This is a genomic window from Candidatus Thiothrix putei, assembly GCA_029972225.1.
Lineage (GTDB): Bacteria > Pseudomonadota > Gammaproteobacteria > Thiotrichales > Thiotrichaceae > Thiothrix > Thiothrix putei.
Genome location: CP124756.1, coordinates 1,728,650 through 1,751,358, shown reverse-complemented (window position 1 = coordinate 1,751,358; position 22,709 = coordinate 1,728,650). Strand labels below are relative to the sequence as shown.

Here is a 22,709-nt window from a genome sequence, read left to right as displayed (position 1 = left end):
AATATCAGCACTACCGACAACCTGCTAAACTGCTTCCATAACCCAATAATATCACCGCGTTACCGCTGTTTGAGGAGGCAATCTCATGAAGTACCTGTTACCCATCCCGATCGCGCTGGCATTACTCGCCGGAGCAACCCAAGCTGCCACGCCCGCTGGCACGCCCACCCAACTCGAAGCCGGTCTAGTCAACCCCGGCGCTATCGACAAACCCGCGTGGTTCAAAGAATCCTTCCTCGACCTGCGCGACGACATTAAAGATGCCACTGCCGCGAATAAACGCACCGTGCTGTATTTCTACCAAGACGGCTGCCCGTATTGCACCAAGTTGATCCAAGAAAATTTCAGCAAGGAAAACATCACCGCCAAGACCCAAAAAAACTTCGACGTGATTGCCATCAATATGTGGGGCGACCGCAACGTGACCGACGTTGACGGCAAAGAAACCACCGAAAAAGCCTTCGCCGCTGCATCAAAAGTGCAATACACCCCCACCATGCTATTCCTCGACGAAGCCGGTAAAGTGGTATTGCGCGTCAACGGCTATTACGCCCCCGACAAATTTGAGATGGCACTGGATTTTGTTGCCGGTAAACACGAAAAAGACGGCAGTTTCAAAGACTACTTCGCCAAGCTCAAAGCCGATGGCAAAACCGATAGTAACGTCGCTGCCACGACTGACAAAACTTACACCCTGCCCACCGCCTTGCCTGCGCCGTTACGCCTGCAAGACGCTCGCAAAGACAGCAAACGCCCGCTGATGGTGGTATTCGCGCAAACCGAATGCGACACCTGCGATGAACTCTACAATGACATTTTCAAACGCAAAGAACTCGCGTATTCCCTCAGCAATCTCGATCTTGCCCAAGCCAACCCCGACGATGACACCAAAATCCAAACCCCCGATGGCAAGGAAATGACAGTGGCAGAATGGGCAAAAACGCTGGAAATCAAATACAGCCCCAGCCTCGTCTTCTTCGATACCGCTGGCAAAGAAGTCTTCCGCACCGAAGCCTATTTCAAAGCCTTCCACACCCACGGCGCGATTGATTACGTCACCTCTGGCGCGTATGCGTGGATGCCGGAATTCCAACGCTACCTGCAACACCGCCGCGAAGCCCTAGCCGCCCACGGCTTCCCGGCGGATTTGATGGAATAACTACTGCAATGACTTACTCAAATGTCCCGCAAACGTTTCAGCAGGCATAAACCCAACCACACGCAACGGGCGTAACTCCTCGCCATCCTTGTTAAAGAACAGGATGGCAGGCGGCCCCGGAATCTTAAAATGCTTGAGTAAGGCTTTGGTTTCCGCGTTCGTTTCCGTCACATCGGCTTTCACCAAAATGGCATTACGCAGCAATGACTGTACGGAAGGATCGCTAAAGGTATATTTCTCCATTTCTTTACACGTGATACACCAGTCAGCATAAAAGTCGACCATCACCGGCTGACCTTTAGCATCCTTAACCGCTTGCTCGACTTCTGCCAAGGTCGTAACTTTATTGAAAGGCAGCGCCGAACCCGTCCCCGCCGTGGCTGTCGCAATCCCCCCCTGCCCCAGACTTAACCCACGCAAGGGTTGCAATAAATCCCCCTTACCAAGCGCACTGCCTGCGAGCAATAAACTGCCATACAACACCAGCAGGATCCCGGAACCTTTCCACAGTTTACGCCAACCGTTACTGGTTTCTGTCAAAGGCGTAAACGCCCCCATAAAGACCCCGGAAAGCACAAACAGAATTGCCCACAACAACAATGCCACCGATTCCGGTAAAATACGTTCTAGCAACCAAATTGCCACACCCAGCAACATAACGCCGAAGACTGCCTTGATGGCTTCCATCCACATACCCGCACGCGGCAACCATTGCCCAGCCGACGTCCCCACCAGTAACAAAGGCAGCCCCATCCCAATACTCAGCGCGAACAATGCCATACCACCGAATACCGCATCACCGGTTTGCCCGATATAAATCAAAATACCTGCCAATGGTGCAGCCACACACGGCCCGACAATCAGGGCAGATAACGCCCCCATAATAGCCACCCCGATCAAACTCCCGCCTTCCTGACGGTTACTCAGGTTGTTTAAGCGGGTTTGAATGCTGGAAGGCATTTGTAAATCGTAAAAACCAAACATCGACAACGCCAGCAAAACGAAAATCGCACTGAAAATCCCCAAAAACCAGCCATTCTGGAACAGCGCCTGCAAATTTTCCCCAAACAAACCCGCCAGAATACCCGCAATGCTGTAAGTGACAGCCATTGCCAACACATAAGTCAACGACAACACAAAGGCTTTGCGTGGGGTAAGCGCTGTTTGACCCGCAATAATGCCAGAAAGAATGGGGATCATCGGGAATACACACGGTGTAAATGCCAATAACAACCCCAGCCCCACAAAGGTGAGCAACACCCAAGCTTTATTACCTTTGGCAAGCTGTTCTGCCAATTGATCTTGCTCCGACAAAGGAGGAGCTACTGCACTGCCAGCAGTGTTATCGGCTGCTTTGGCAACGGCTTCGGGCAAGGCGGTTTCAGCCCAAGTCACGCTCGGTTGTTCACCGGCTGCGGGCGCAGGCAAATTCACCTTGAACGCTTTGAGTTCTGGCGGGTAACACAGCACATTTTCCGCGCAACCTTGCCAACCGAGTTCCAGCACAAAACTGCCTGCTTTACCGAGTTCGGTGCGTTTCACCGGCAAGTGAATGGCAGCCAGATCGTGTACAGCTTCGATTTTACCGAAAAATTCGTCTTGCTTAACATCACCACTCGGCAACTCAGGCGCACCCACCGTCATGCCTTGCGGGTCGAAAATCTTGACCAGAAATTTATCTTTATACAGGTAATGGTCAGGCGCAATTACCCATTGCACGGTTAACTTATCCCCCTCCAAAGTGGGTTGCCCTAACGCAAATGCCTGTTCCGACGTCAGGCTTTCGTCCCCAAAATCAAAGCTGGTATCAACCGCCATAGCGGGTGGTAGCGCAAATAACAGACTGCACACCACCAAACAATAACGCAAATACCGCGACAACGCCGCTGGAATACCCATATCGACTTTTCCTCCTCATCGACTCTTAGCATAATGGTTTGAGTGTAATGGAATTACGGGTAAATTGTCAGAACACCGAAAAATTGACGTACATCATTTTTGTATCCGGCAATCCATCACATGATGGAGCGGTCGCCACCCACAGGAGAACCCCATGAAGCCCTACCAACATATTTTAGTGCCAGTCGATTTCACCAAAGCCTTTGAGCGCATTGGCGGTCATGGCAATCACCGCTACCAACATATTTTAGTGCCAGTCGATTTCACCAAAATCAGCAATACCATTGTGGCACGCGCCCACGAACTGGCAAACTTTTACCAAGCCAAGCTTACCCTGCTGAATGTGCTGGAAGATGCCTCACTCGGCAATGTCGCTTTCGGCGGCACCAACAAACTCGGAATGCCTCCCGCCATCAAACAAAACCAAATCAATCTGGCAACCGAAAAACTGCGCAAATTAGCCGATAACTTAGGTGCCGGTGCAAATGTTGCCTTAGAAGTGACCTATGCCAGCGGCAAACCCAGCGATGCCATTATCGAATTCGTCAAACAAAATGGCATTGAGTTAGTGGTCGTTGGTAACAGCGGCAAAAAAAGTGTGCTTGGCTTCATGGGTTCAACCGCTGAAGCTACCCTCAAAGGTGTTCCGTGTGATGTAATGGCGGTTCGAATAATGGATTGAGCCTCATTCCACATGAAAGCCCCCCAAACTTTGCAGGCAACCCCCCTGCTACTGTTGCTGTTATCCTCTAATCTGAGCCATGCCGATGAATGGACGAGCAAGGATAAATCAGTACATTTTAGTGTCTCTGCTGCATTGGGAGTTGCTGCCTATACGCAAACGCATAATCGAACTAAAGCGTTTGCTTGGGCTATTGCTCCCGGTGTCCTCAAGGAAATCATCGACAGTCAAGATGAAGGCAAACAATTCAGCGGTAAAGATCTGGCATGGGATGCCGTTGGCGCTTTTGTCGGTGTGCAAGCAGGGCATTGGATAATCGGCGATAATAAAATCGCGTGGGTAAAGGAATTCTGAGTAGATTATGCTTGATGCCGCTTTGCGCATTTTCAGCATTATCTTCCCCGTCTTTGCCTGCTCGGCACTGGGGGCAGCATATGGCTATTTCCGCCGCCCGGATATGGCGGTGGTTAACCGCCTCAATATGGAATTTTTCGCGCCATTTCTGGTGTTTTGGGCGCTGATGGATAAACCCTTCGATTTTTTAGCCTTCCGCGATCTCGCCATTGGCGGCGTGGCAGTGGTATTGGGTTCTGGTCTGTTATTGTTGCCGCTGGCCTGGCTGTTTCGCATCAATCTGAAAACCTTTTTACCACCGATGATGTTTAATAACTCCGGCAATATGGGTATCCCGTTGATCCTGTTTGCGTTTGGGGAGTCAGCGCTGCAAGCAGCCGTGGTGTTGTTTATCATTGAAATGGTGCTGCATTTCACGGTTGGGTTTTACATCCTCAATCATCGCACCAACCCGCTGCATTTGCTGAAAATGCCAATGATTCAGGCCACGATTCTGGGGTTATTGTTTAGCAGTTTACACCTTACATTGCCGGATGCCTTGGCGAATACGGTCAAATTACTGGGGCAGGTTTCCATTCCGCTGCTACTGTTTTCGCTGGGCGTGCGCCTGTTGGATGTGAATTTTCGTGATTGGAAATTAGGTACACTCGGCGCTATTGCAGGCCCTGCTGCCGGACTTATCAGTGCTTTGTTGGTTGCGCAGACACTCACCTTAGATGCCACTCAATATGCACAACTATTGCTGTTTGCGGCGCTCCCACCAGCCGTGCTCAATGTATTAGTAGCGGAACAATACCAACAAGAACCGGATCAGGTTGCCTCTATCGTGTTATTAGGCAATCTCGCCAGTTTGGTGATTATGCCAGCCATACTTTGGTTCGCCTTGCCGCACTAACCCTATCGTAACTTTTAAGCTTGAAGAGTGTCTAAATTCAACCTAGGATAAGAGCACAAATTGAGTGCACGCTAACGCTCACAATCAATAGTTAGGAGGATATATAAGTGTTACGTACTGTATTATCGAGTACGCTCATCGCGTTGAGCCTTTCCACCAGTGTTGTCGCGGAAGACAAGCCTACCGAACCGGCTAAAGTCGCTGATAGTGCTACCGTTGCGGATAAACCTGCTGATGACAAATCCACCAGTGTCAGCACCGATGATAAAGCTGCTGATACAACAGCTACTGTCAGTAGTGCCCCTGCTAAAGTAGAAATCCGCGATGCCGCGCAATTCTTCGACGACAGTTTTAATGACATGAAAGAAGAGTTGGAAACTGCCAAAGCGGACGGCAAAAAAGGTTTGCTGATGATGTTTGAAATGGATGAGTGCCCATTCTGTCAGCGTATGAAAAGCACCGTTCTCAACCGCAGTGATATTCAGGATTACTACAAAGAAAACTTCCGCATTATCACTGTCGATATTGAAGGCGATGTGGAATTAACCAACTTCAAAGGTGACGCCACTACCCAAAAAGATTTTTCTTTGAAAGAATTTCGAGTGCGTGCCACCCCCGTGTTCCAATTCATGGGGTTAGATGGCGAACCCATCAAAAACGGGCGTTTGACAGGTGCAACCAAAGATGCGGATGAGTTCATGCTGTTTGGTAAATACATTGCCGACAAAAAGAATGAAGATGTACCGTTCTCTAAATTCAAGCGTGAACAAGGCGGCGATGCCGCTGCTAAGGCTGATGATGCGAAGAGTTAACGCTGGTTGGTGGGGAATGCTTTCCTCCCTGATATTGTTCACTAGCGTCCAGGCCGCTGATGTCCCTGACCCGTTGAGTCTTGATCAAGCACTCAACTACGCCGAAGGCCATCCACTTAGCCAGCTTGCACCGGAAATTGCGTTACGCCACCCTGCCCCGCAGCCACTGTACTTGGACTGCCATAGCCTTGCGTATAATAGCAATACGGGAGTAGACAATCAGCGCGACCGTTTATTACCCAACCTGATTGCACCACTGGAAAAGCAACGCCTCGACATCATGGAACGCTTTTTTGATGTGGTGTTGGCAGATTCCAGCGCGGTTCGTGATAACGAAAATATGGCGGTGTACTACATCCCACTTGACCGTACCCGTACCCGTTTGGAATTGAAAGAGTTTTCGGAATTGGATGTTGCAGAACTCGACGCGGAATACCAAGTGGTACGCCAACAAGGCGCTGCCAGTGCTGCTGCGCAACGTTTGACACGCTCGTTGTTAGCCCAAGCCATTAATAATCCGCAAAAGCTGCCAAATGAGCTGAATCCGCCAGAGATTGGTACATTTCCTACCGAGTTGCCACCGCTGAATGAACTGGTAGAAACCAGCCTAAAAAACAACAAGTGGCTGGATGACCGCCGTGACGATATGACTGCTGACGAACGTGCCGTGACCGATATGGAATTACGCCAGCACATTCTCGAATTACTGTTGCGTCTGGATGTATTCAAGGTAGCCGAAGAGCGTTCCCAAGCGGAAATTCTCTGGCGCGATTATTATCTGGAACGTAGCCGCACCCTGTATGAGCAAGAAGTCAAATCCGACATCGGTGATGCCATGACTCAACAAAGCAAAGCCCGCTTGCAACAACAACAAATCCAGTTCTGCCGTGCCCTGACCTTGGCACAATTGAATGCTTTACAAGGCAACCCCGTTTGGCCCTTGCCCAAACCTGCCCCGACAGAGGACAAGCCTGCATGAAACACCTCCCGACTACTTTCCAGATCGTATTACCCATTCTATTACTATACAGTTTGCCTGCCCAAGCACTGGAATTGAAAGGTCGTCTGGAATGGCAACACAAGGTGGATATGCGCGTCGTCGAAAACGGTGTGGTGGAAGAAGTGAATGTGACCACAGGGCAACACGTCAACAAAGGCGCTTTGCTGGTACGCATGGATCAGCGTAAACAGAAAGCGGCGTTGCTGGAAGCCAAAGCGCGAGTGGCGCGTGCCACCTTAAGCATGGATGATGCGGAACGTGACATGGCACGTACCCAAGAGCTATTTGACCGTGGCTTAATTGCCGAGGAAGAACTCAAAGATGGTGAATTGAAAAAAGCGGTTGCCACCACCGAACTGGAGTCAGCGAAAGCAGCAGAAGAAGCCGCACAAGTAGCCTTAGGTCATACCGAACTCAAAGCGCCATTTGCGGGGATTATTGCCGCCAATAATGCATGGCAAGGTGCAGTCATTTTTGCAGGTAAGCAAGATCAGCCGCTGGTTAGCCTTGCACCCGATGATCAGATGTTAGCACGGGTATTGGTGACGGCGGATGTATTGCGGCGTTACCCAGTAGGGACAACGGCGCAAGTGCAAGTGAACGGCGATAACCGCAGCGGCAAGGTATACAGCCAAGGCGTGGAAGCGGTGCGGATCGAGCCGGAAGGCGCGATTTATGAGCTGGATATTCTCTTTAAGCGCAATGCAAAAGAGGTGTTGAGGCCGTCAGAATCGGTTCGGGTGGTGTTACCTTGATAGTAACGCAACGCCAGGATATGCCCTATTCGAGACATGGCAATTTTTCATAAAGGGGATAAAATCCGAAGATGCAAAAGTCGGCTGGATGAGGCAGACGTCGATCCGTTGCTACCGGTTGCAGAAACGTCTGTACCTTATCCAGTTGACACCTAGCTGCTGCGCACGACCTACATAAAAAGGAAACCCATGGACGCACAACCCAAAGACCCGCATACCGTTATCGTCAGTTTGCGTGATAAAGCGGATACCTACACCTGTGACATTAACGCAGGCAAACACCAAATGGTTGCCGACGAACCCGTGCCACTGGGTGGCGATGACTTGGGTGCTGCCCCGTATCAATACCTAAAAGCTGCTCTCGGCTCATGTACTGCCATGACCATCCGCATGTATGCCGAACGCAAGAAATGGCCTGTCGAAAACGTTATTGTCACCTTGCGCCACAGCCGCGATGCCAATAAACAAAGCGCGTTTGAGCGTGACATTCAAATTCTCGGTGAACTTACCGCTGACCAGCGCGAACGTTTGTTAGACATTGCCGACCGTTGCCCCGTTCACAAAACCTTGAGCCACGGTGCGACTATCCTCAGTAAACTGATTGATTAACCCTGTTGAAGAAGCCTCATGTTACACATTTACAATAGCCTGACCCGCCAGAAAGAAGTCTTCAAACCCATTGAACCCAAACAAGTACGCATGTACGTGTGCGGGATGACGGTTTACGATTACTGTCACTTGGGTCATGCACGGGTCATGGTGGTCTTTGATACAGTATACCGTTACCTCAAAACCAGTGGGTACGCAGTGGAATACGTCCGTAATATCACTGACATTGACGATAAGATCATCAAACGTGCAGCTGAAAACGGCGAGCCGATGGAGGTGCTGACCCAACGTTTCATCGATGCTATGCACGCAGACGAAGACGCACTCAACGTCTTACGCCCTGACGCCGAACCCCGTGCCACGGGCAACGTCCAGGAAATGCTGGACATGATTCAGGTCTTACTCGACAAAGGCATGGCGTACCAAGGCAAAAACGGCGACGTGTATTACGATGTCTCCAAATTCGCAGGCTATGGCAAACTCTCCGGGCGCAAACTGGATGAGTTACGAGCTGGCGAACGGGTTGCTGTCGATGAAATCAAAGACGACCCGCTGGATTTTGTCTTGTGGAAAGCCGTCAAACCGGGCGAACCGGCATGGGATGCGCCTTGGGGACAAGGACGCCCCGGCTGGCACATCGAATGCTCCGCCATGTCGCAAAAGCTGCTGGGGGATCATTTTGACATCCACGGTGGCGGCAGTGATTTGCAGTTCCCGCACCATGAGAACGAAATCGCCCAAAGCGAAGGTTGCACCGGGCATAAGCACGTCAATTACTGGATGCACAACGGCTTCATTCGCGTCAACGATGAGAAGATGTCGAAGTCGCTGAACAATTTCTTCACGATCCGTGAAGTCTTGAAAGACTACAAAGCCGCTGAAGTGCGTTTTTTCATCCTAAACAGTCATTACCGCAGCCAGTTAAATTACGGCACTGATCAGTTGGATGCAGCGCGGGCATCGTTGTCACGCCTATACACCGCCATCCGTGGTTTGCCGGAATCAGGGCCTGCGGCTTATACCTATTATGAAAACCGCTTCATCGCCGCTATGGATGACGATTTCAATACACCAGAAGCCATTACTGTACTATTTGAACTCGCCAGTGACATTAACCGCATCCGTAAAACCCAAAGTGATGCGGCGGCAGCAGCTCTTGGGGCATTGTTGCAACGCCTTGGTAATGTGCTCGGTTTATTGCAAGATGACCCCGAAAGCTGGTTCAAAGGCTCAGCAGGTGCGGGTGGTTTGGATGATGTGGCGATTGAAACCCTGATTCAACAACGCTTGGATGCCCGCAAAGCCAAACAATGGGCAGAATCCGACCGCATCCGTGACGCACTCAAAGCACAAGGCATTATTCTGGAAGACGGTGCGAACGGCACAACCTGGAAACGAGTATAAACATGAAAAACATTACGATTATTGGGGCAGGTTTTGCTGCCCTGAGTGCGGTACGCGCATTACGCCAGCACGATAAATCAGTAGCAATCACCGTGATTGCACCGCGTGCGGAATTGCACTATTTGCCGGGGATTATCTGGATTCCTAACGGCTTGCGTACCCGCGAAGATTTGACCGTACCGCTGGCTAACTTCTTCAAGCGCATGGACGTCAAATTCCACCAAGGCAATGTGACAGGGCTACGCGATGGCGGGCGCATTGTCGAAACCGATCAGGGGGATGTCGCTAATGATGGCCTGATCATCGCATCTGGCGGACGCTTCATCAAAAAACTGCCCGGTATCGAACATGCCATTACCCCCTGCGAAGGCATCAGCGCAGCGGAGAAAATCCGCGACCGCTTGAAAGAAATGCAGGGTGGCACCATCGCCGTGGGTTTCGCAGGCAACCCGAATGAACCAAGTGCCATGCGGGGCGGCCCCATGTTCGAGTTTCTGTTTGGTATTGATACCTTGCTGCGCCAGCAAAACCGCCGCGACAAATTCCACTTGGTATTCTTCAGCCCTGCCCCGCAGCCCGGTAATCGCCTTGGCCCCAAAGCCATGTCCGGCTTACTCTCTGAAATGGGTAAACGCGAAATCGAAACGCACCTTGGTCACAAGATGAAAAGCTTTACCGCTGAGAAAGTGACGACCGAAGGTGGCGAATTCAACGCTGACCTGATCCTGTTCATGCCGGGCATGACGGGCAATCTGTGGTTCGACAACACCACCCTGCCCCGTTCTGCTGGCGGCTTGCTCCAAGCCAACCAACATTGCAAAGTAGACGGTTGGGACAAGGTTTACGTAGCGGGTGATTCCGGCAGTTTCCCAGGCCCCGACTGGATGCCCAAACAAGCACACATGGCGGATTTGCAGGCAGAAGCTGCGGCTAAAAACCTGCTAGGTGAGTTAAATGGTGGCTCCACCAATGCAACATTCAAGGTAGAACTCGTCTGTATCGTCGATTCAGTCAATAAAGGCACATTGGTCGCACGCACTGAAAAACGTTCACTGGTATTACCGTCTTGTCGCGTATTTCACTGGATGAAACGCGGCTTTGAGTGGTGGTATCTGCGGCAGTACCGTTAATGCCCAACCAACAACTTCGTAGCAAAAAGAAAACCCTGCTCAGTTGGAGCAGCGGTAAAGATAGTGCGTGGGCGTTACATGTGTTGCAACAAGACCCTAGCATTGAACTGGTTGGCTTGTTTACGCTGGTTGAGCAGAAACACAACCGCGCTTCCATGCACGATACCCGCATCGAAATGTTACATCGCCAAGCAGAAGCAGCGGGGTTGCCGATTGAGTTAGTGTTCTTGCCCGATGAATGCAGCAATGATCAATACGATGCCATCATGCAGGCATACATCGCTACTGCGGCTAATCATCAGGTGGAATGCATGGCCTTTGGTGATCTGTTTGTGAATGAAATCCGCCAATACCGCGAACGGCAACTGCAAGGCAGCGGCATTAGCCCGCTGTTCCCACTGTGGGGTATGTGTACGCGGTATTTGGTCGAAGCCATGCTTTCTGCAGGGTTACACGCGCACATTAGCAGCGTTGACCTGAATAAGCTTCCGGCACATATTGCTGGCAAACGTTGGTCTAAAGACGTGATTGCCAGCTTCCCTGATGACTGTCATCCGTGTGGGGAAAACGGTGAAATTCATACTGTGGTAGTGGCTGGCCCCATGTTCAAAAAACACATTCCGGTAAATGTCGGTACGGTTATTGAGCGCAATGGGTTTGCTTATGCGGATATTATTCCACTGGGCTGATACGTATAAAAACGCAAAAGGCCAGTCATTTCTGACTAGCCTTTAAATTTTGGTGCCGGGAAGAGGACTCGAACCTCCACGGGGTTGCCCCCACTAATACCTGAAACTAGCGCGTCTACCAATTCCGCCATCTCGGCAATTCACAAAACAGTAATGCTTTGTGAGACGCGAAATATATAGCGCTTACGGCATCTTGTCAAACACCAAGGCGCGTTTTTATTACATTTTTTTGTTACACTTCGTCCATACGAAAAGACAAACCACACAAGGACACAATTTGAAGTTCAACGACCCCCATAGTCAGCGTGAAGCCGAAAAGTACGAAAACCCCATCCCCAGCCGCGAGGTCATCTTGCAACTGCTGACGGAACAAGGGCAGCCGCTAGACTTTGCCTCCCTCACCGAAGCGCTGCACCTGCACGACGAACGTGATGTCGATGCCCTGAAAAAACGCCTGCGGGCGATGGAACGTGACGGGCAATTACTTTACAACCGCCGCCGCCAATACGTCCCCATCGAACGCACCGACCTGATTGCCGGGCGCGTTATCGGACATCCCGACGGCTTCGGCTTTCTGAAACCGGATGACGGCACACCCGACCTCTTCCTGCACGCCAAGCAAATGCACGGTTTAATGCATGGCGACCGCGCTTTATGCAGCGTGCGTGGTCTTGACCCCAAAGGTCGCCGCGAAGGTGCTGTAGTCGAGGTGCTGGAACGCGGCACAACCCAAGTGGTCGGGCGCTATTTCATGGAAGGCAGTATCGGTTTTGTCACCCCTGACAATTCCCGCATCAGCCAAGACATCCTGATTCCCCCCGATGCCGCAGGCAATGCCAAACCCGGTCAAATCGTCGTCGCCGCGATTGTCGAACAACCTTCCAAACGCGCCCAACCCACCGGTAAAATCGTCGAAGTACTCGGCGACCACATGGCGCCGGGCATGGAAATCGACGTAGCCATCCGCAGCCACCAACTGCCCCACGGCTGGTCAAGCGAGATTACCGAAGAAGCCGATCGTTTCGGCTATGAAGTGCCCGAAGCCGACAAAGCCGACCCGCGCCGCGAAGACTTACGCGACACCCCCTTCGTCACCATCGACGGCGAAGATGCCAAAGACTTCGACGACGCGGTGTACTGCGAACGCGACGGCAACGGCTGGCGTTTACTGGTCGCGATTGCCGACGTATCCCACTACGTGCAAGCTGATTCCGCCATCGGACGCGAAGCCACCGAACGCGGCACATCGGTGTATTTCCCCGGCAAAGTCATCCCGATGTTGCCCGAAATTTTGTCCAACGGCTTGTGCTCCCTCAACCCGCACGTTGACCGCTTGTGCATGATTTGCGACATCCAAATCGGCGCACGCGGCAAACTGATCAGCTACCAATTCGTCGAAGGCATTATGCACTCCGCCGCCCGCCTCACTTACACCGAGATGGCGAAAATCGTGGTCGAGCGCAATATGGATGCGCGTCGTAAACACCCGCAAGAACTCTGCGAACACCTCGACGACCTGTATTCGCTCTACCACGTCCTACGCAAAGCACGTGATCGCCGTGGCGCGATCGACTTTGAAACTGCCGAAACGCGCATCGTGTTTGATGCTGAACGCAAAATCGAAGCGATTGTCCCGACCGAACGCAACGACGCGCACAAGCTGATCGAAGAGTGCATGATCCTCGCCAACGTCTGCGCCGCGACTTACCTCAGCAAGTACAAAATCCCCGCACTACACCGCGCCCACAAAGGCCCCACGCCGGAAAAACTCGCGGATTTGCGCCAATTCCTCGCCAGCCTCTCACTCAGTTTGGGCGGCGGTGACGAACCCACGCCGAACGATTACACCGCGTTGCTGAATAGCCTCGGCGACCGCCCAGATCGGCACATGATTCAAACCGTATTGCTACGCTCAATGTCACAAGCGGTCTACAGCCCTGATTCCGAAGGGCATTTTGGCTTGGCACAGCCGTTTTATGCGCATTTCACCTCACCGATCCGACGTTACCCCGACTTGCTGGTACACCGTGCAATTCGCCATTTAGTGCGTGGCGGCAAGGTCAAAGACTACCAATATTCGCACAAAGACATGGTAGCCCTCGGCGAACACTGCTCCATGACCGAACGCCGGGCGGATGATGCCACCCGCGATGTGACCGCATGGCTAAAATGCGAATACATGCAGGAACACATCGGCGAAACCTTCAGCGGCGTCATTACCAGCGTCATGGGCTTTGGCTTATTCGTCGAACTCAAAGACATCTACGTGGAAGGCTTGATTCACATCACCGCCCTGACCAGCGATTACTACCACTTCGATGCCGCGCATCACCAATTAACCGGCGAAAACTCCGGGCGCATTTACCGCCTCGGTGATGCCATCAACGTCACCGTGGCACGCGTGGACTTGGACGAACGCAAAATCGACTTTGTACTCGCCAAAGTCGAGGGCGAAACCGACGCAACACGCACCAAAAAGCCCAGCAGCCGCAGCCGTAAACCCACCAGCAAAGGCAAAATGGAACGCACGCCAAAGTCTGACCCGACCGCCAGCCAGAAACCTGCCAGTCCCAAAAAACCGGCAAACAGAAAACCCCGCAAGAAGAAACCGACCACCTAATGTCAAAATCCATTATTTGCGGCGTACATGCCGTTGAAAGCGCCTTGCGCAACGATACCGAAAACCTCGGACAAATCTGGCTGGACAAACGCAGCCGCAACGACCGCCTGAAAAAACTGGAAAAGATGGCGGAAGAAAGCGGAATGCGCATCTTGCTAACCGATGCCGACAAACTCGACAAAATGGCAGGCAATAACCGCCACCAAGGCATTGTTGCCGAATATTACAAGCTCAAAGCATGGACAGAAAACGACTTCTACGACATGCTCGACGGCATGAGCGAAGCACCGTTTCTGCTGGTATTGGATGGCGTGACCGACCCACACAATCTGGGTGCGTGTTTGCGCACCGCCGAAGGGGCGGGCGTGCACGCGGTGATTGCCCCCAAAGATAACGCTGCCAGCATCACCCCAACCGTGCGCAAAGTGGCATCAGGGGCGGCGGAAATCATCCCGTTTATCCCCGTCACCAACCTTGCCCGCACGCTGGAAACGCTGAAAAGCCGTGGTATTTGGCTGACGGGTACGAGCGACAAAGCCAAGCAAACTCTATATCAAGCCGACTTAAAAGGGCCGATGGCACTGGTCATGGGTGCGGAAGGGGCAGGTATTCGCCGCCTCACCGAAGAAGCGTGCGACTACCTGATTTCGATACCAATGGCGGGGCAAGTATCGAGCTTGAACGTGTCAGTCGCGACAGGTGTGTGCTTGTACGAAGCCTTGCGGCAGCGGCAAACGTCTTGATCATGGTTCAGAATAGTAGTCGTATTTCTTCAGCATTTCGCTGGTAAACCGCCACGCTTCGTTGTACGACAAGCCGCTATTGTCGGGAATAATGACTTTCACGTACAAATCCGTGCCATGCTGAGTTTTCAAGGCACTTAACTCGCCATCCAATGCGGAACGGTTGACGCCACGCGCTGCCGTTTCCCCCGGCTTGCGGATGCTGTAACCGTTTTTGCCGTACACCACTTCAACCACCTGTTTGCCTTTGGCGGAACGGGCGGGTTTAAGCAGTTTCTGGTATTTCTGATCAAGTTCAGTAAATTCACCTTGCAGGCTCAGCAACTTCTTCTCGCTTTCATCCACTTTCGTCTGCAAACCAATAACTTGTGAACTTTTTTCGTCTAAATTGGTTTGCAATTCAATGATCGCTTTTTCGCGTAAACCTAAGGTATCCGCCTGTTCACGGCTGAGGGTTTGCAAGCGCGTCAGCTCCGCCTCTTTATCGGTGCTGGCATTGCGGGCGGCTTCGGTTTCCGCACGGCTGCGCAATAATTCCATTTCCAAACTGGAAGAGCGTTGTTGCAAATACTCCAGTTGCTCTTCCAAGGTGGCATTAGCCTGAAGCTGGAATTCGGCTTGCTGGGTAGCTTTTTGTGCCTCAAACGCCGCACGTTGTGCTTCCTGAGCGGCACGCTGGGCTTCGAGTGCGGATTGCTGGGCTTCAAATTGTGCCGCTTGCTCAGCTAACACGCTGTTACGCAAATTGTCCAATAAGCGCGTATTGGTCAAGACCACCGCTACCGTGACAATCAGAAAAATCATGGTAATGACCATCATAATGTCGGTGAACGATGGCCAAAAACTTTCCTCGTATTCGTCCCGCGAACTGATCAGGGATGCAAAGGAAAAATGCCCGTCACTCATGCCCTACCCCTTCGGTTTGTCGTCAAGGCGAAAACCTTCACGGATCGAGTCGCGAATCACCCGAATATTGTCACCACTCTGACTCACTGCGACTTGCAAATCATCCGCTGCCAATTGCAGGCGCTCACCTGCGTGCAAGAAGCGATCTTGAATCACATGAATCGCCTCTGCTGCCTTACGCAATTCAGCGGTCAACACCGCCACATCATGCATCAAGCTATTTTCCACATGTTTAAATCGCGGCAAAATATAGAGCGTTGTGACATTTTCAACATTCGCTAATAACTGGGTACGTGCATCTTGCAGACGCAAGTGGAAATACGCAAAAAACACGTAACACACAATCGCCGTAATCGTGGTACTCAGCGCGTTGGACATACCGCCAATAATCGTGCCCATTTGCTGCATATTTTCAGGAGAATCCAATAAACCCGCAGCCCCCATCAAGGCAATGGACAACGATACCACCGTACCAAACACACCGGCTAAAATCAGAATGTTATGCACGAATCTTACTAAAGTGAATTGAGTCGACATTCCTGCTGCTAACGTGGAGGCCAATGCTGCTTGATTCACTCCCGCGTGCTGGCGGGCAATGGTTTGCACCGCATAATAACGATCCACAATCAGAGCAGATTCAGGCAAACCATAGGCAGGATTCGGCACATTCTCATCCACCCGTTTGAGAAAACGTTGCAGCATATCCTGCTCACGGGTAAAACTGAGGAACATAAAAATCATGCGTACCAAACCGACGAGAAAAATCAGCAAAATAATGCCGTTCAGCACCAAACCCAATTGTCCGGCTTGTGTCGAGTAGAAAAATTGCGCCACTTGTGCTTTGTTCAGCAGTACCACCACCCCTAGAAGGAACAAGACGACAAGCATCTGTAACAGGGTCAGGTAATAGCGCGTTTTAATCGGTTTCAGCATCAGTTTCAGTATCCTTGACATAGGGACGGCGTGGTACAGTTTCGACAAGTGTCGGTTCAGTAATGTTCCGCCCCGATGAAATCCCCAACTCCGACAATTTGCGTACCCCCGGCAACACACTGCGCTCTAGCGAACCTAGCGCCTTGTTGTAGGTATCCACGCTGCTGCCGAGATTACGCCCCAAACGCTCCAGATGGTCAAGGAAAACCGTAAGACGTTTGTGCAATTCCTCACCCAAATCCCGCACTTTGCTGGCATTTTCGGCCAATACCGTTTGTTTCCACCCAAACGCAACGGCTCGCAATAACGCCACCAAGGTACTGGGCGTGGCGAGAATCACCTTGTCGTTGAGCGAATCGTGCAACAGTGTTTTGTCTTGTTCTAACGCAGCACCCAAGAATTGTTCACCGGGAATGAACAACACCACGAAATCCGGTGATTGCTCAAACTGCTCCCAGTAACGTTTACCTGCGAGCACTTTGACGTGATCGCGTACATGGCGGGCATGGCGTTGCAAATGCCGCTTGCGGCTGTCTTCGTTATCCGCATTCACCGCATCAAGGTAGGCATCCATCGGCGCTTTCGCGTCCACGATCATTTCGCGGGCATCGGGCATTCGGATCACCATGTCGGGGCGAATGGTGCGCTCCCCATTGCTGCGTTGGGTTTGCTCGACAAAATCGCAATGCTCGATCATGCCGGAAAGTTCTGCAATCCGTCGTAAACTCAATTCGCCCCATTGCCCACGGATACCGGGGGTACGCAACGCCGATGCCAAACGCCCGGTTTCATCACGCAAGGCGGTTTGATCATGCATCATGCCGCGAATCTGTTGGCTGAGAACCCCGAAACTGGTAAGCCGATCTTTCTCAATCTGCTGAATTTGTGCTTCGGTTTTAGCCAATGCATCCCGAATCGGGTCAACCAAATGCTGAATCGACAACTGGCGTTGCTCCAAATCGGTGCGCGATTCCACCTGAAACCGCCCCAGTGTTTCGTGCGCCAATTGCAAAAACTGGGTGTTATTATCGCGCAACGCCCGCTGCGACAACGAGGCAAAGGTATGATGCAAGCGATCTTGCGCATCATCCAACATGCGCAAGCGTTCCTCATTGATTTGCTCTTCGGTTTGCAACAACAGTTGCAGGCGTTCCAATTCACGCTGCGCCTGCCGCAACGGGGCGCTGTAAATGAAATGGGCAAGCAACACCCCCAACGCAAACATAATGAGCGCTACGACCACCACAATATTGTCATCAATGAATGCGCCCAATTGAAACGGAGCACTCTCCATCAAGTTAACCACGCCAGCAATTCAGAAGGGTGCGTAAGGCTGCCATCCGCAGGCCAAGCATGATGCTCATTATTCGCATTCAAATATCCCCACTCTGCAATTAAGGTTCGCATACCGGCATTACGCCCCGCCACGATGTCGTGTTCCGCATCACCCACATACAGGCATTGTGCGGGAGGAATGCCGCAACGTTGCGCCGCCAACAACAAGGGTTCGGGGTGCGGCTTAGCCACCGGCAAGGTATCCCCACCAATAATGCACGCTGGTCGGGTATGCAAATCCAAAGCTGTCAGCAAGGGAAACGTCAGGTATTCCGGCTTATTGGTGACGATCCCCCACGGAATGCCACCTGCCTCCAAGGTTGCCAACACGGCAGGCATCGCCTCAAACAAGCACGAATGGCGGCTGATATTTGCCTGATAATAATCGAGAAAAATCCCGCGACGGCGCTGCAAATCGGCGGCGCTTTGATCTGTTCCAAACGCTAGTTCCAACATCCCAATGCTGCCGTGGGAAACAGTGTGACGTGCTTGAGCGAGGGTAAAATGTTCGTGCCCTTCAGCAACTAATACTGCGTTCAAAGCGGCTAATAGATCGGGCGCAGTATCCAGCAACGTACCATCCAGATCAAACAGCACGCATTTTATCGGTAAAAAAGAACTTGTCGGCATCAGATGCATCCATACAATCAGCGGTTACGTAAAACAAGACGAGCAATTAACGAATTCCAGGAGATGATTTATGTCACGAATCAAACAGGCGCTGATTATCGCACTATTCGCACACGGGGTGCTATTTTCTACGAGCGCATCCGCTCTGAGTGAGTTGGATGGTAAGACCCTTACCTTTGAAGAACTGGTTGGTAAGGGTAAATGGACGGTGATGAAGGTCTGGGCATCCGATTGCCGTGCGTGTCGTGCCAGTGCGCACCACACCGTCGACTTTGAGGCAACGAACCCCGATGTGGACGTCATCGGTATTTCACTGGATGATACCAGCGGCAAAGCTGACGCAGAAAAATTCATCGACGAGCAGGGTTTGAAACAGTTACCATAAAATCTATATAAATCTATATAAATCTATATAAATCTATTCAAACTTTATCATTTTGGTTAGGTTTATAAAAGCGTAGTGCCGTTTATCCGTAAAAGATAGCAGCAAAAGCACGGATGACTAGACAACTATCACACCGTGCTGCATTCTGTTTGCCATGATCATCAGCCACAAAATCCGCCTTGACCCCAACCATAAGCAAGCGACGTACTTGGCGAAAGCCGCAGGCACCGCACGGTTCGCCTACAACTGGGCGTTGGCAGAATGGCAAACCCAATACGCCGCATGGAAAGACGACAACACCCAGCCAAAACCCAACCAAATGCGCTTGCGCCGCCAATTGAACGCCATCAAACGCGCACAATTCCCCTGGATGCTGGAAGTCACCAAAAATGCCCCGCAAATGGCAATTATCCAACTCGGCGCAGCCTTCAAAAACTTCTTTGCGGGACGCACCCAGTACCCGCAATTCAAAAAGAAAGGCAAAAGCCGCGACAGTTTCACCCTCACCAACGACCAGTTCAGCCTTGACGGTTGCCGCATCCGCATTCCCAACCTTGGGTTAGTGCGGATGCGGGAAACGTTACGCTTTTCCGGTAAAATTCTCTCTGCCACGATTTCCCGCACCGCTGACCAGTGGTTCGCCAGCATCACCGTGGACACCACCTCAAACCACCTCCCGCCTGCCAAAAACCAAGGCACGGTAGGGGTGGATTTGGGCGTATCTGCACTGGCAACCCTATCAACGGGGGAAAAAGTGGTCGGGGCGAAGCCGCATAAAGCCTTGCTTTCCCGCCTAAAACGGCTCTCGCGCAGCCTGTCCCGCAAGGTCAAAGGCAGTGCCAACCGCCACAAGGCAAAACAAAAACTGGCAACACTTCACGCACGTATTGCCAACATTCGCCAAGACAGTTTGCACCAACTCACTACGGATTTGCCCCGCCGTTTTCACACCATCGGCATTGAAGATTTGAACGTGTCGGGTATGGTGAAAAACCGTCATTTATCCCGTGCCATCAGTGATATGGGATTCTTCGAGTTCCGGCGGCAACTGGAATACAAGGCGGAAATGCGCGGTGCGGTGGTCGTGGTGGCTGATCGGTTTTTTGCTTCGAGCAAGACGTGTTCTGTTGCTGTAAGCGACCATTTCAGCACGTCTAGCCCTCGCGATTTCCACGTCCTAAACTGGTTTCCAACCTGAACAACCGAAGGAAACCTCAATGAAACGCCCTCACCGCCGCGCCAGCGAATGGCAAACCCTCATTAGCCAATGGCAAGCCAGCGGCTTATCCGCCCCGGCATTTTGTGAACAGCACAGTATCGGTTACGCCAGTTTTTGCCAATGGCGGCAGCGTCTACGCTCCGCAGATGGCGTGGAGGAACCAGCCGTTCCCGCCAATACCTTCATCGACTTGGGAGCATTATCGGCGGGTCATGCCGCGCTGGGGCAAGGCTGGCACATTGTGCTGAGTTTGGGGAATGGTGTTGAACTACGCCTGAGCCAACGCTGATGTTTGCCCCCGCAGCCACCGCCCGCATCTGGCTATGCACCCAAGCCACCGACATGCGCAAAAGCTTTACGGGGCTGACCGCTTTGGTGAAAAACCAGTTAGGGCAAAATCCCCTGAGTGGGCATTATTTCGTGTTTGTGAACCTACGTAAAACCCAGATGAAGATCCTCTATTTTGAACCCAGCGGCTATTGCTTATGGAGCCAACGCCTGGAGCAGGGCCAATACCGGGTGCAGCCGACAACCAGCGGGCAGCGCGAACTGACCCGGACGGATTTGCAGTTGATTTTGGCGGGCATTGAGGTGCAAAAATCCAGACAATTCAAGCGTTACCAGTATCCTGTGCAGCCACATTCTGGTACAATAAGCCCATGATTTTAAAGCCATCCACCCCGTCTGACACCAGCGTTCCCATGCCGCCGATTGTGGCGGAAATGCTGGCGTTGCGTGAGGAAAATGCTGCCCTGAAACAGGATATAGCTGAATTGAAACGCCAATTGGCGTGGTTCAGGCAACATGTCTTTGGCAGCAAATCGGAAAAGCGTCCGGTTGAGATACCGGTGGCGCAGTTGCCGTTGTTTGCCCCCGCCGCCGCCCCGGTTGCCGCACCCGAGGGTGAAAGCATTACCGTCACCTACCAACGCGGTAAAGCCCCCAAGCTGCGCCCGGATGACTGCGTGAATGACAGCGGGTTACGCTTTACCGCCGATGTCCCGGTCAAGGTGATTCACCTCACCCCGCCGGAACTTCAGGGGGAAGAGGCTGACCAGTATGAGGTGATCGGCACCCAGGTGACCCATCGGGTGGCGCAACGCCCTGCCAGCTACCTCATCCTGCAATACGAGCGCCCGGTCATCAAACGTAAGGGCAGTGCTTCGGCTTCGCTCAGCAACCCACCACTTCCCAGCCCTGCACCCGCCAACGTGCTGGAACGTAGTGTCACCGATGTCAGCTTTTTGGTGGGGATGTTGGTGGACAAGTTCCAGTACCACCTGCCGTTGTACCGCCAGCACCAACGCCTGACCCAAGCGGGGATCACCCTCAGCCGCACGACGCTGACCAATGCGGTGAAACGTGCCATCGACCTGCTCAAACCCATTGCCGAAGCGCAACTCGCCAGTGTACTGCAAAGCAAGCTGCTGGCGATGGACGAAACCCCCATCAAAGCCAGCCCCGCAGGCAACGGCAAGATGAAGCAAGGCTACTTCTGGCCGCTGTACGGGGATCAGGACGAAATCGTCTTCACCTTCTCCGCCAGCCGTGGGCGGCAACACATTGAAAAGACTCTTCGCCAACAGTTCAGCGGCACACTGCTCAGCGACGGTTACCGTGCTTATGCCAGTTACGTCAACGCCAATGACAAGATTACCCATGCCCAATGCTGGGTACACAGCCGTCGCACCTTCATTGCCGCCGAAACCGCTGAACCACAAGCAGTACGCCAAGCCCTTGACACTATCGCGGCACTCTATCAGCACGAAGCCCAGATTAACGAGAAAAAACTCGACGGGGAAGCCAAACGTACCTACCGCCTCACCCACAGCAAGCCGTTGGTCGACCAGTTCTTTGAATGGTGCCAAACCCAATTACAACGTACCGATTTAATCCCCTCCAACCCGCTGACCAAAGCCCTTGGTTATGTCATCCGCCGCGAACACGAACTGCGCGTGTTTCTGGAAGATCCCGACGTGCCAATGGATACCAACCACATCGAACGCGCCCTGCGGCCCATCCCCATGGGCAGGAAAAACTGGTTGTTCTGCTGGACAGAACTCGGCGCGGAACACGTGGGCATCATCCAAAGCCTGATCACCACCTGCCGCCTGCATGACATTAACCCGTATGTCTATCTGATGGATGTTCTGTTGCGCGTTAGTGAGCATCCCGCTTCTCAGGTGCAAGACCTTACGCCAAGATGTTGGAAACAACGGTTTGCGGATAAGCCATTGCGCTCGGATTTGTTTGCGGATATCAACGACGGGCTAGAATGACCGTTTACTCTGTTGCTGGCTGTGAGCATAAAGTGGAGAAGCTGCCACTGTCGGTACGTGAATGGACTTGCCCCGTTTGCGGTGCAGTCCATGACCGTGACATCAATGCCGCCAAGAATTTAGAAGAATACGCCGTGAGTTACACGGTGTCTGCCTGTGGAGGGGAAGGCTCTGGTCTTGGGCGCAAGCCGAAGACGAAACCAGCCCCCGTGAAGCAGGAATTCAACACCATGACTACTTTTAGTTAGCTATAGGTAGATTTGGGTAGGTT

General features: G+C 52.2%; 23 protein-coding genes, 1 tRNA gene and 1 pseudogene. 19 read left to right on the top strand and 6 right to left on the bottom strand.

Features of this window, described 5'->3' with window-relative positions; translation table 11 throughout:
• Window positions 1–85: 85 nt before the first annotated feature.
• Window positions 86–1,159: a thioredoxin fold domain-containing protein gene (locus QJT81_09060; protein ID WGZ96099.1), complete on the top strand. Its 1,074-nt coding sequence runs from the start codon at window positions 86–88 to the stop codon at window positions 1,157–1,159.
• Here the strand turns inward: QJT81_09060 and dsbD are convergent, their stop codons facing one another.
• Window positions 1,160–3,058 carry a protein-disulfide reductase DsbD gene (gene dsbD / locus QJT81_09055; GenBank protein WGZ96098.1) on the bottom strand — a complete coding sequence of 633 codons (1,899 nt, stop codon included), beginning with the start codon at window positions 3,056–3,058 and terminating at the stop codon, window positions 1,160–1,162.
• 154 nt (window positions 3,059–3,212) lie between these two features.
• Between dsbD and QJT81_09050 the strand changes: the two genes are divergently transcribed.
• The 10 genes from QJT81_09050 (at window position 3,213) to QJT81_09005 (ending at window position 11,388) form a co-directional block, all read left to right on the top strand.
• Complete coding sequence (locus QJT81_09050; GenBank protein WGZ96097.1) at window positions 3,213–3,740, top strand: universal stress protein; 528 nt, start codon at window positions 3,213–3,215, stop codon at window positions 3,738–3,740.
• A 12-nt stretch (window positions 3,741–3,752) separates the two neighbouring features.
• Entirely contained in the window at window positions 3,753–4,094 is a 342-nt protein-coding gene (locus QJT81_09045; protein ID WGZ96096.1) for a hypothetical protein, read from the top strand.
• Window positions 4,095–4,101: 7 nt separating this feature from the next.
• Window positions 4,102–4,989 (top strand): AEC family transporter, encoded by an 888-nt coding sequence (locus tag QJT81_09040; GenBank protein WGZ96095.1) that lies wholly within the window; start codon window positions 4,102–4,104, stop codon window positions 4,987–4,989.
• 107 nt (window positions 4,990–5,096) lie between these two features.
• A complete protein-coding gene (locus tag QJT81_09035) occupies window positions 5,097–5,801 on the top strand; it encodes a thioredoxin fold domain-containing protein (GenBank protein ID WGZ96094.1) in 705 nt (234 codons plus the stop codon).
• A 34-nt stretch (window positions 5,802–5,835) separates the two neighbouring features.
• On the top strand, window positions 5,836–6,780 hold the full coding sequence (locus QJT81_09030; GenBank protein ID WGZ96093.1) for a hypothetical protein: 945 nt from the start codon (window positions 5,836–5,838) through the stop codon (window positions 6,778–6,780).
• On the top strand, window positions 6,777–7,556 hold the full coding sequence (locus QJT81_09025; protein WGZ96092.1) for an efflux RND transporter periplasmic adaptor subunit: 780 nt from the start codon (window positions 6,777–6,779) through the stop codon (window positions 7,554–7,556). Before QJT81_09030 ends, QJT81_09025 begins: the two co-directional genes overlap by 4 nt.
• A gap of 189 nt (window positions 7,557–7,745) precedes the next feature.
• Window positions 7,746–8,165, top strand: a complete 420-nt coding sequence (locus tag QJT81_09020; protein WGZ96091.1) for an OsmC family protein — start codon at window positions 7,746–7,748, stop codon at window positions 8,163–8,165.
• An 18-nt stretch (window positions 8,166–8,183) separates the two neighbouring features.
• Window positions 8,184–9,569, top strand: a complete 1,386-nt coding sequence (gene cysS, locus QJT81_09015; protein WGZ96090.1) for a cysteine--tRNA ligase — start codon at window positions 8,184–8,186, stop codon at window positions 9,567–9,569.
• Window positions 9,570–9,571: 2 nt separating this feature from the next.
• Complete coding sequence (locus QJT81_09010) at window positions 9,572–10,699, top strand: FAD-dependent oxidoreductase (GenBank protein WGZ96089.1); 1,128 nt, start codon at window positions 9,572–9,574, stop codon at window positions 10,697–10,699.
• Window positions 10,699–11,388 carry an ATP-binding protein gene (locus QJT81_09005; protein ID WGZ96088.1) on the top strand — a complete coding sequence of 230 codons (690 nt, stop codon included), beginning with the start codon at window positions 10,699–10,701 and terminating at the stop codon, window positions 11,386–11,388. Before QJT81_09010 ends, QJT81_09005 begins: the two co-directional genes overlap by 1 nt.
• Window positions 11,389–11,438: 50 nt before the next feature.
• Here QJT81_09005 and QJT81_09000 read toward each other — a convergent pair.
• Window positions 11,439–11,525 (bottom strand) — tRNA-Leu (locus tag QJT81_09000).
• A 140-nt stretch (window positions 11,526–11,665) separates the two neighbouring features.
• Here QJT81_09000 and rnr point away from each other — a divergent pair.
• On the top strand, window positions 11,666–14,008 hold the full coding sequence (rnr, locus tag QJT81_08995) for a ribonuclease R (protein ID WGZ96087.1): 2,343 nt from the start codon (window positions 11,666–11,668) through the stop codon (window positions 14,006–14,008).
• Window positions 14,008–14,751: a 23S rRNA (guanosine(2251)-2'-O)-methyltransferase RlmB gene (gene rlmB / locus QJT81_08990; protein ID WGZ96086.1), complete on the top strand. Its 744-nt coding sequence runs from the start codon at window positions 14,008–14,010 to the stop codon at window positions 14,749–14,751. The genes rnr and rlmB overlap by 1 nt, the downstream gene beginning before the upstream one ends.
• Here the strand turns inward: rlmB and QJT81_08985 are convergent, their stop codons facing one another.
• Genes QJT81_08985 through gph form a run of 4 tightly spaced genes read right to left on the bottom strand, consistent with a single transcriptional unit; the run spans window position 14,752 to window position 18,555 of the window.
• Window positions 14,752–15,657, bottom strand: a complete 906-nt coding sequence (locus QJT81_08985; protein ID WGZ96085.1) for a hypothetical protein — start codon at window positions 15,655–15,657, stop codon at window positions 14,752–14,754.
• A 3-nt stretch (window positions 15,658–15,660) separates the two neighbouring features.
• Entirely contained in the window at window positions 15,661–16,590 is a 930-nt protein-coding gene (locus QJT81_08980) for a hypothetical protein (GenBank protein WGZ96084.1), read from the bottom strand.
• Window positions 16,574–17,884, bottom strand: a complete 1,311-nt coding sequence (locus QJT81_08975; protein WGZ96467.1) for a DNA recombination protein RmuC — start codon at window positions 17,882–17,884, stop codon at window positions 16,574–16,576. The genes QJT81_08980 and QJT81_08975 overlap by 17 nt, the downstream gene beginning before the upstream one ends.
• Complete coding sequence (gene gph, locus QJT81_08970; protein ID WGZ96083.1) at window positions 17,884–18,555, bottom strand: phosphoglycolate phosphatase; 672 nt, start codon at window positions 18,553–18,555, stop codon at window positions 17,884–17,886. Before gph ends, QJT81_08975 begins: the two co-directional genes overlap by 1 nt.
• Before the next feature lie 70 nt (window positions 18,556–18,625).
• Here gph and QJT81_08965 point away from each other — a divergent pair, with 70 nt between their 5' ends.
• The 6 genes and pseudogenes from QJT81_08965 (at window position 18,626) to QJT81_08940 (ending at window position 22,686) form a co-directional block, all read left to right on the top strand.
• Window positions 18,626–18,940, top strand: coding sequence for a TlpA disulfide reductase family protein (locus QJT81_08965; protein ID WGZ96082.1), 315 nt, complete (start codon window positions 18,626–18,628; stop codon window positions 18,938–18,940).
• A 154-nt stretch (window positions 18,941–19,094) separates the two neighbouring features.
• Window positions 19,095–20,138, top strand: a complete 1,044-nt coding sequence (locus tag QJT81_08960; GenBank protein WGZ96081.1) for a transposase — start codon at window positions 19,095–19,097, stop codon at window positions 20,136–20,138.
• A gap of 19 nt (window positions 20,139–20,157) precedes the next feature.
• A complete protein-coding gene (locus QJT81_08955) occupies window positions 20,158–20,448 on the top strand; it encodes an IS66 family insertion sequence element accessory protein TnpB (protein WGZ96080.1) in 291 nt (96 codons plus the stop codon).
• On the top strand, window positions 20,448–20,822 hold the full coding sequence (gene tnpB, locus QJT81_08950; GenBank protein ID WGZ96079.1) for an IS66 family insertion sequence element accessory protein TnpB: 375 nt from the start codon (window positions 20,448–20,450) through the stop codon (window positions 20,820–20,822). Before QJT81_08955 ends, tnpB begins: the two co-directional genes overlap by 1 nt.
• Before the next feature lie 77 nt (window positions 20,823–20,899).
• Window positions 20,900–22,438, top strand: a pseudogene (locus QJT81_08945) (IS66 family transposase).
• A complete protein-coding gene (locus QJT81_08940) occupies window positions 22,435–22,686 on the top strand; it encodes a zinc ribbon domain-containing protein (protein ID WGZ96078.1) in 252 nt (83 codons plus the stop codon). The pseudogene QJT81_08945 and the gene QJT81_08940 overlap by 4 nt, the downstream one beginning before the upstream one ends.
• Window positions 22,687–22,709: the final 23 nt, after the last annotated feature.

What these genes read in the sequence shown, in the direction of transcription:
- rlmB (WGZ96086.1), top strand. Translation starts at nt 14,008, where the DNA reads ATGTCAAAATCCATTATTTGCGGCGTACATGCCGTTGAAAGCGCCTTG.
- QJT81_09020 (WGZ96091.1), top strand. Translation starts at nt 7,746, where the DNA reads ATGGACGCACAACCCAAAGACCCGCATACCGTTATCGTCAGTTTGCGT.
- gph (WGZ96083.1), bottom strand. Translation starts at nt 18,555, where the DNA reads ATGCCGACAAGTTCTTTTTTACCGATAAAATGCGTGCTGTTTGATCTG.
- QJT81_09045 (WGZ96096.1), top strand. Translation starts at nt 3,753, where the DNA reads ATGAAAGCCCCCCAAACTTTGCAGGCAACCCCCCTGCTACTGTTGCTG.
- QJT81_08960 (WGZ96081.1), top strand. Translation starts at nt 19,095, where the DNA reads ATGATCATCAGCCACAAAATCCGCCTTGACCCCAACCATAAGCAAGCG.
- cysS (WGZ96090.1), top strand. Translation starts at nt 8,184, where the DNA reads ATGTTACACATTTACAATAGCCTGACCCGCCAGAAAGAAGTCTTCAAA.
- QJT81_09010 (WGZ96089.1), top strand. Translation starts at nt 9,572, where the DNA reads ATGAAAAACATTACGATTATTGGGGCAGGTTTTGCTGCCCTGAGTGCG.
- QJT81_09025 (WGZ96092.1), top strand. Translation starts at nt 6,777, where the DNA reads ATGAAACACCTCCCGACTACTTTCCAGATCGTATTACCCATTCTATTA.
- QJT81_08975 (WGZ96467.1), bottom strand. Translation starts at nt 17,884, where the DNA reads ATGGAGAGTGCTCCGTTTCAATTGGGCGCATTCATTGATGACAATATT.
- QJT81_08955 (WGZ96080.1), top strand. Translation starts at nt 20,158, where the DNA reads ATGAAACGCCCTCACCGCCGCGCCAGCGAATGGCAAACCCTCATTAGC.
- QJT81_09060 (WGZ96099.1), top strand. Translation starts at nt 86, where the DNA reads ATGAAGTACCTGTTACCCATCCCGATCGCGCTGGCATTACTCGCCGGA.
- dsbD (WGZ96098.1), bottom strand. Translation starts at nt 3,058, where the DNA reads ATGGGTATTCCAGCGGCGTTGTCGCGGTATTTGCGTTATTGTTTGGTG.
- QJT81_08940 (WGZ96078.1), top strand. Translation starts at nt 22,435, where the DNA reads ATGACCGTTTACTCTGTTGCTGGCTGTGAGCATAAAGTGGAGAAGCTG.
- tnpB (WGZ96079.1), top strand. Translation starts at nt 20,448, where the DNA reads ATGTTTGCCCCCGCAGCCACCGCCCGCATCTGGCTATGCACCCAAGCC.
- QJT81_08965 (WGZ96082.1), top strand. Translation starts at nt 18,626, where the DNA reads ATGTCACGAATCAAACAGGCGCTGATTATCGCACTATTCGCACACGGG.
- QJT81_08980 (WGZ96084.1), bottom strand. Translation starts at nt 16,590, where the DNA reads ATGCTGAAACCGATTAAAACGCGCTATTACCTGACCCTGTTACAGATG.
- QJT81_08985 (WGZ96085.1), bottom strand. Translation starts at nt 15,657, where the DNA reads ATGAGTGACGGGCATTTTTCCTTTGCATCCCTGATCAGTTCGCGGGAC.
- QJT81_09005 (WGZ96088.1), top strand. Translation starts at nt 10,699, where the DNA reads ATGCCCAACCAACAACTTCGTAGCAAAAAGAAAACCCTGCTCAGTTGG.
- QJT81_09050 (WGZ96097.1), top strand. Translation starts at nt 3,213, where the DNA reads ATGAAGCCCTACCAACATATTTTAGTGCCAGTCGATTTCACCAAAGCC.
- QJT81_09040 (WGZ96095.1), top strand. Translation starts at nt 4,102, where the DNA reads ATGCTTGATGCCGCTTTGCGCATTTTCAGCATTATCTTCCCCGTCTTT.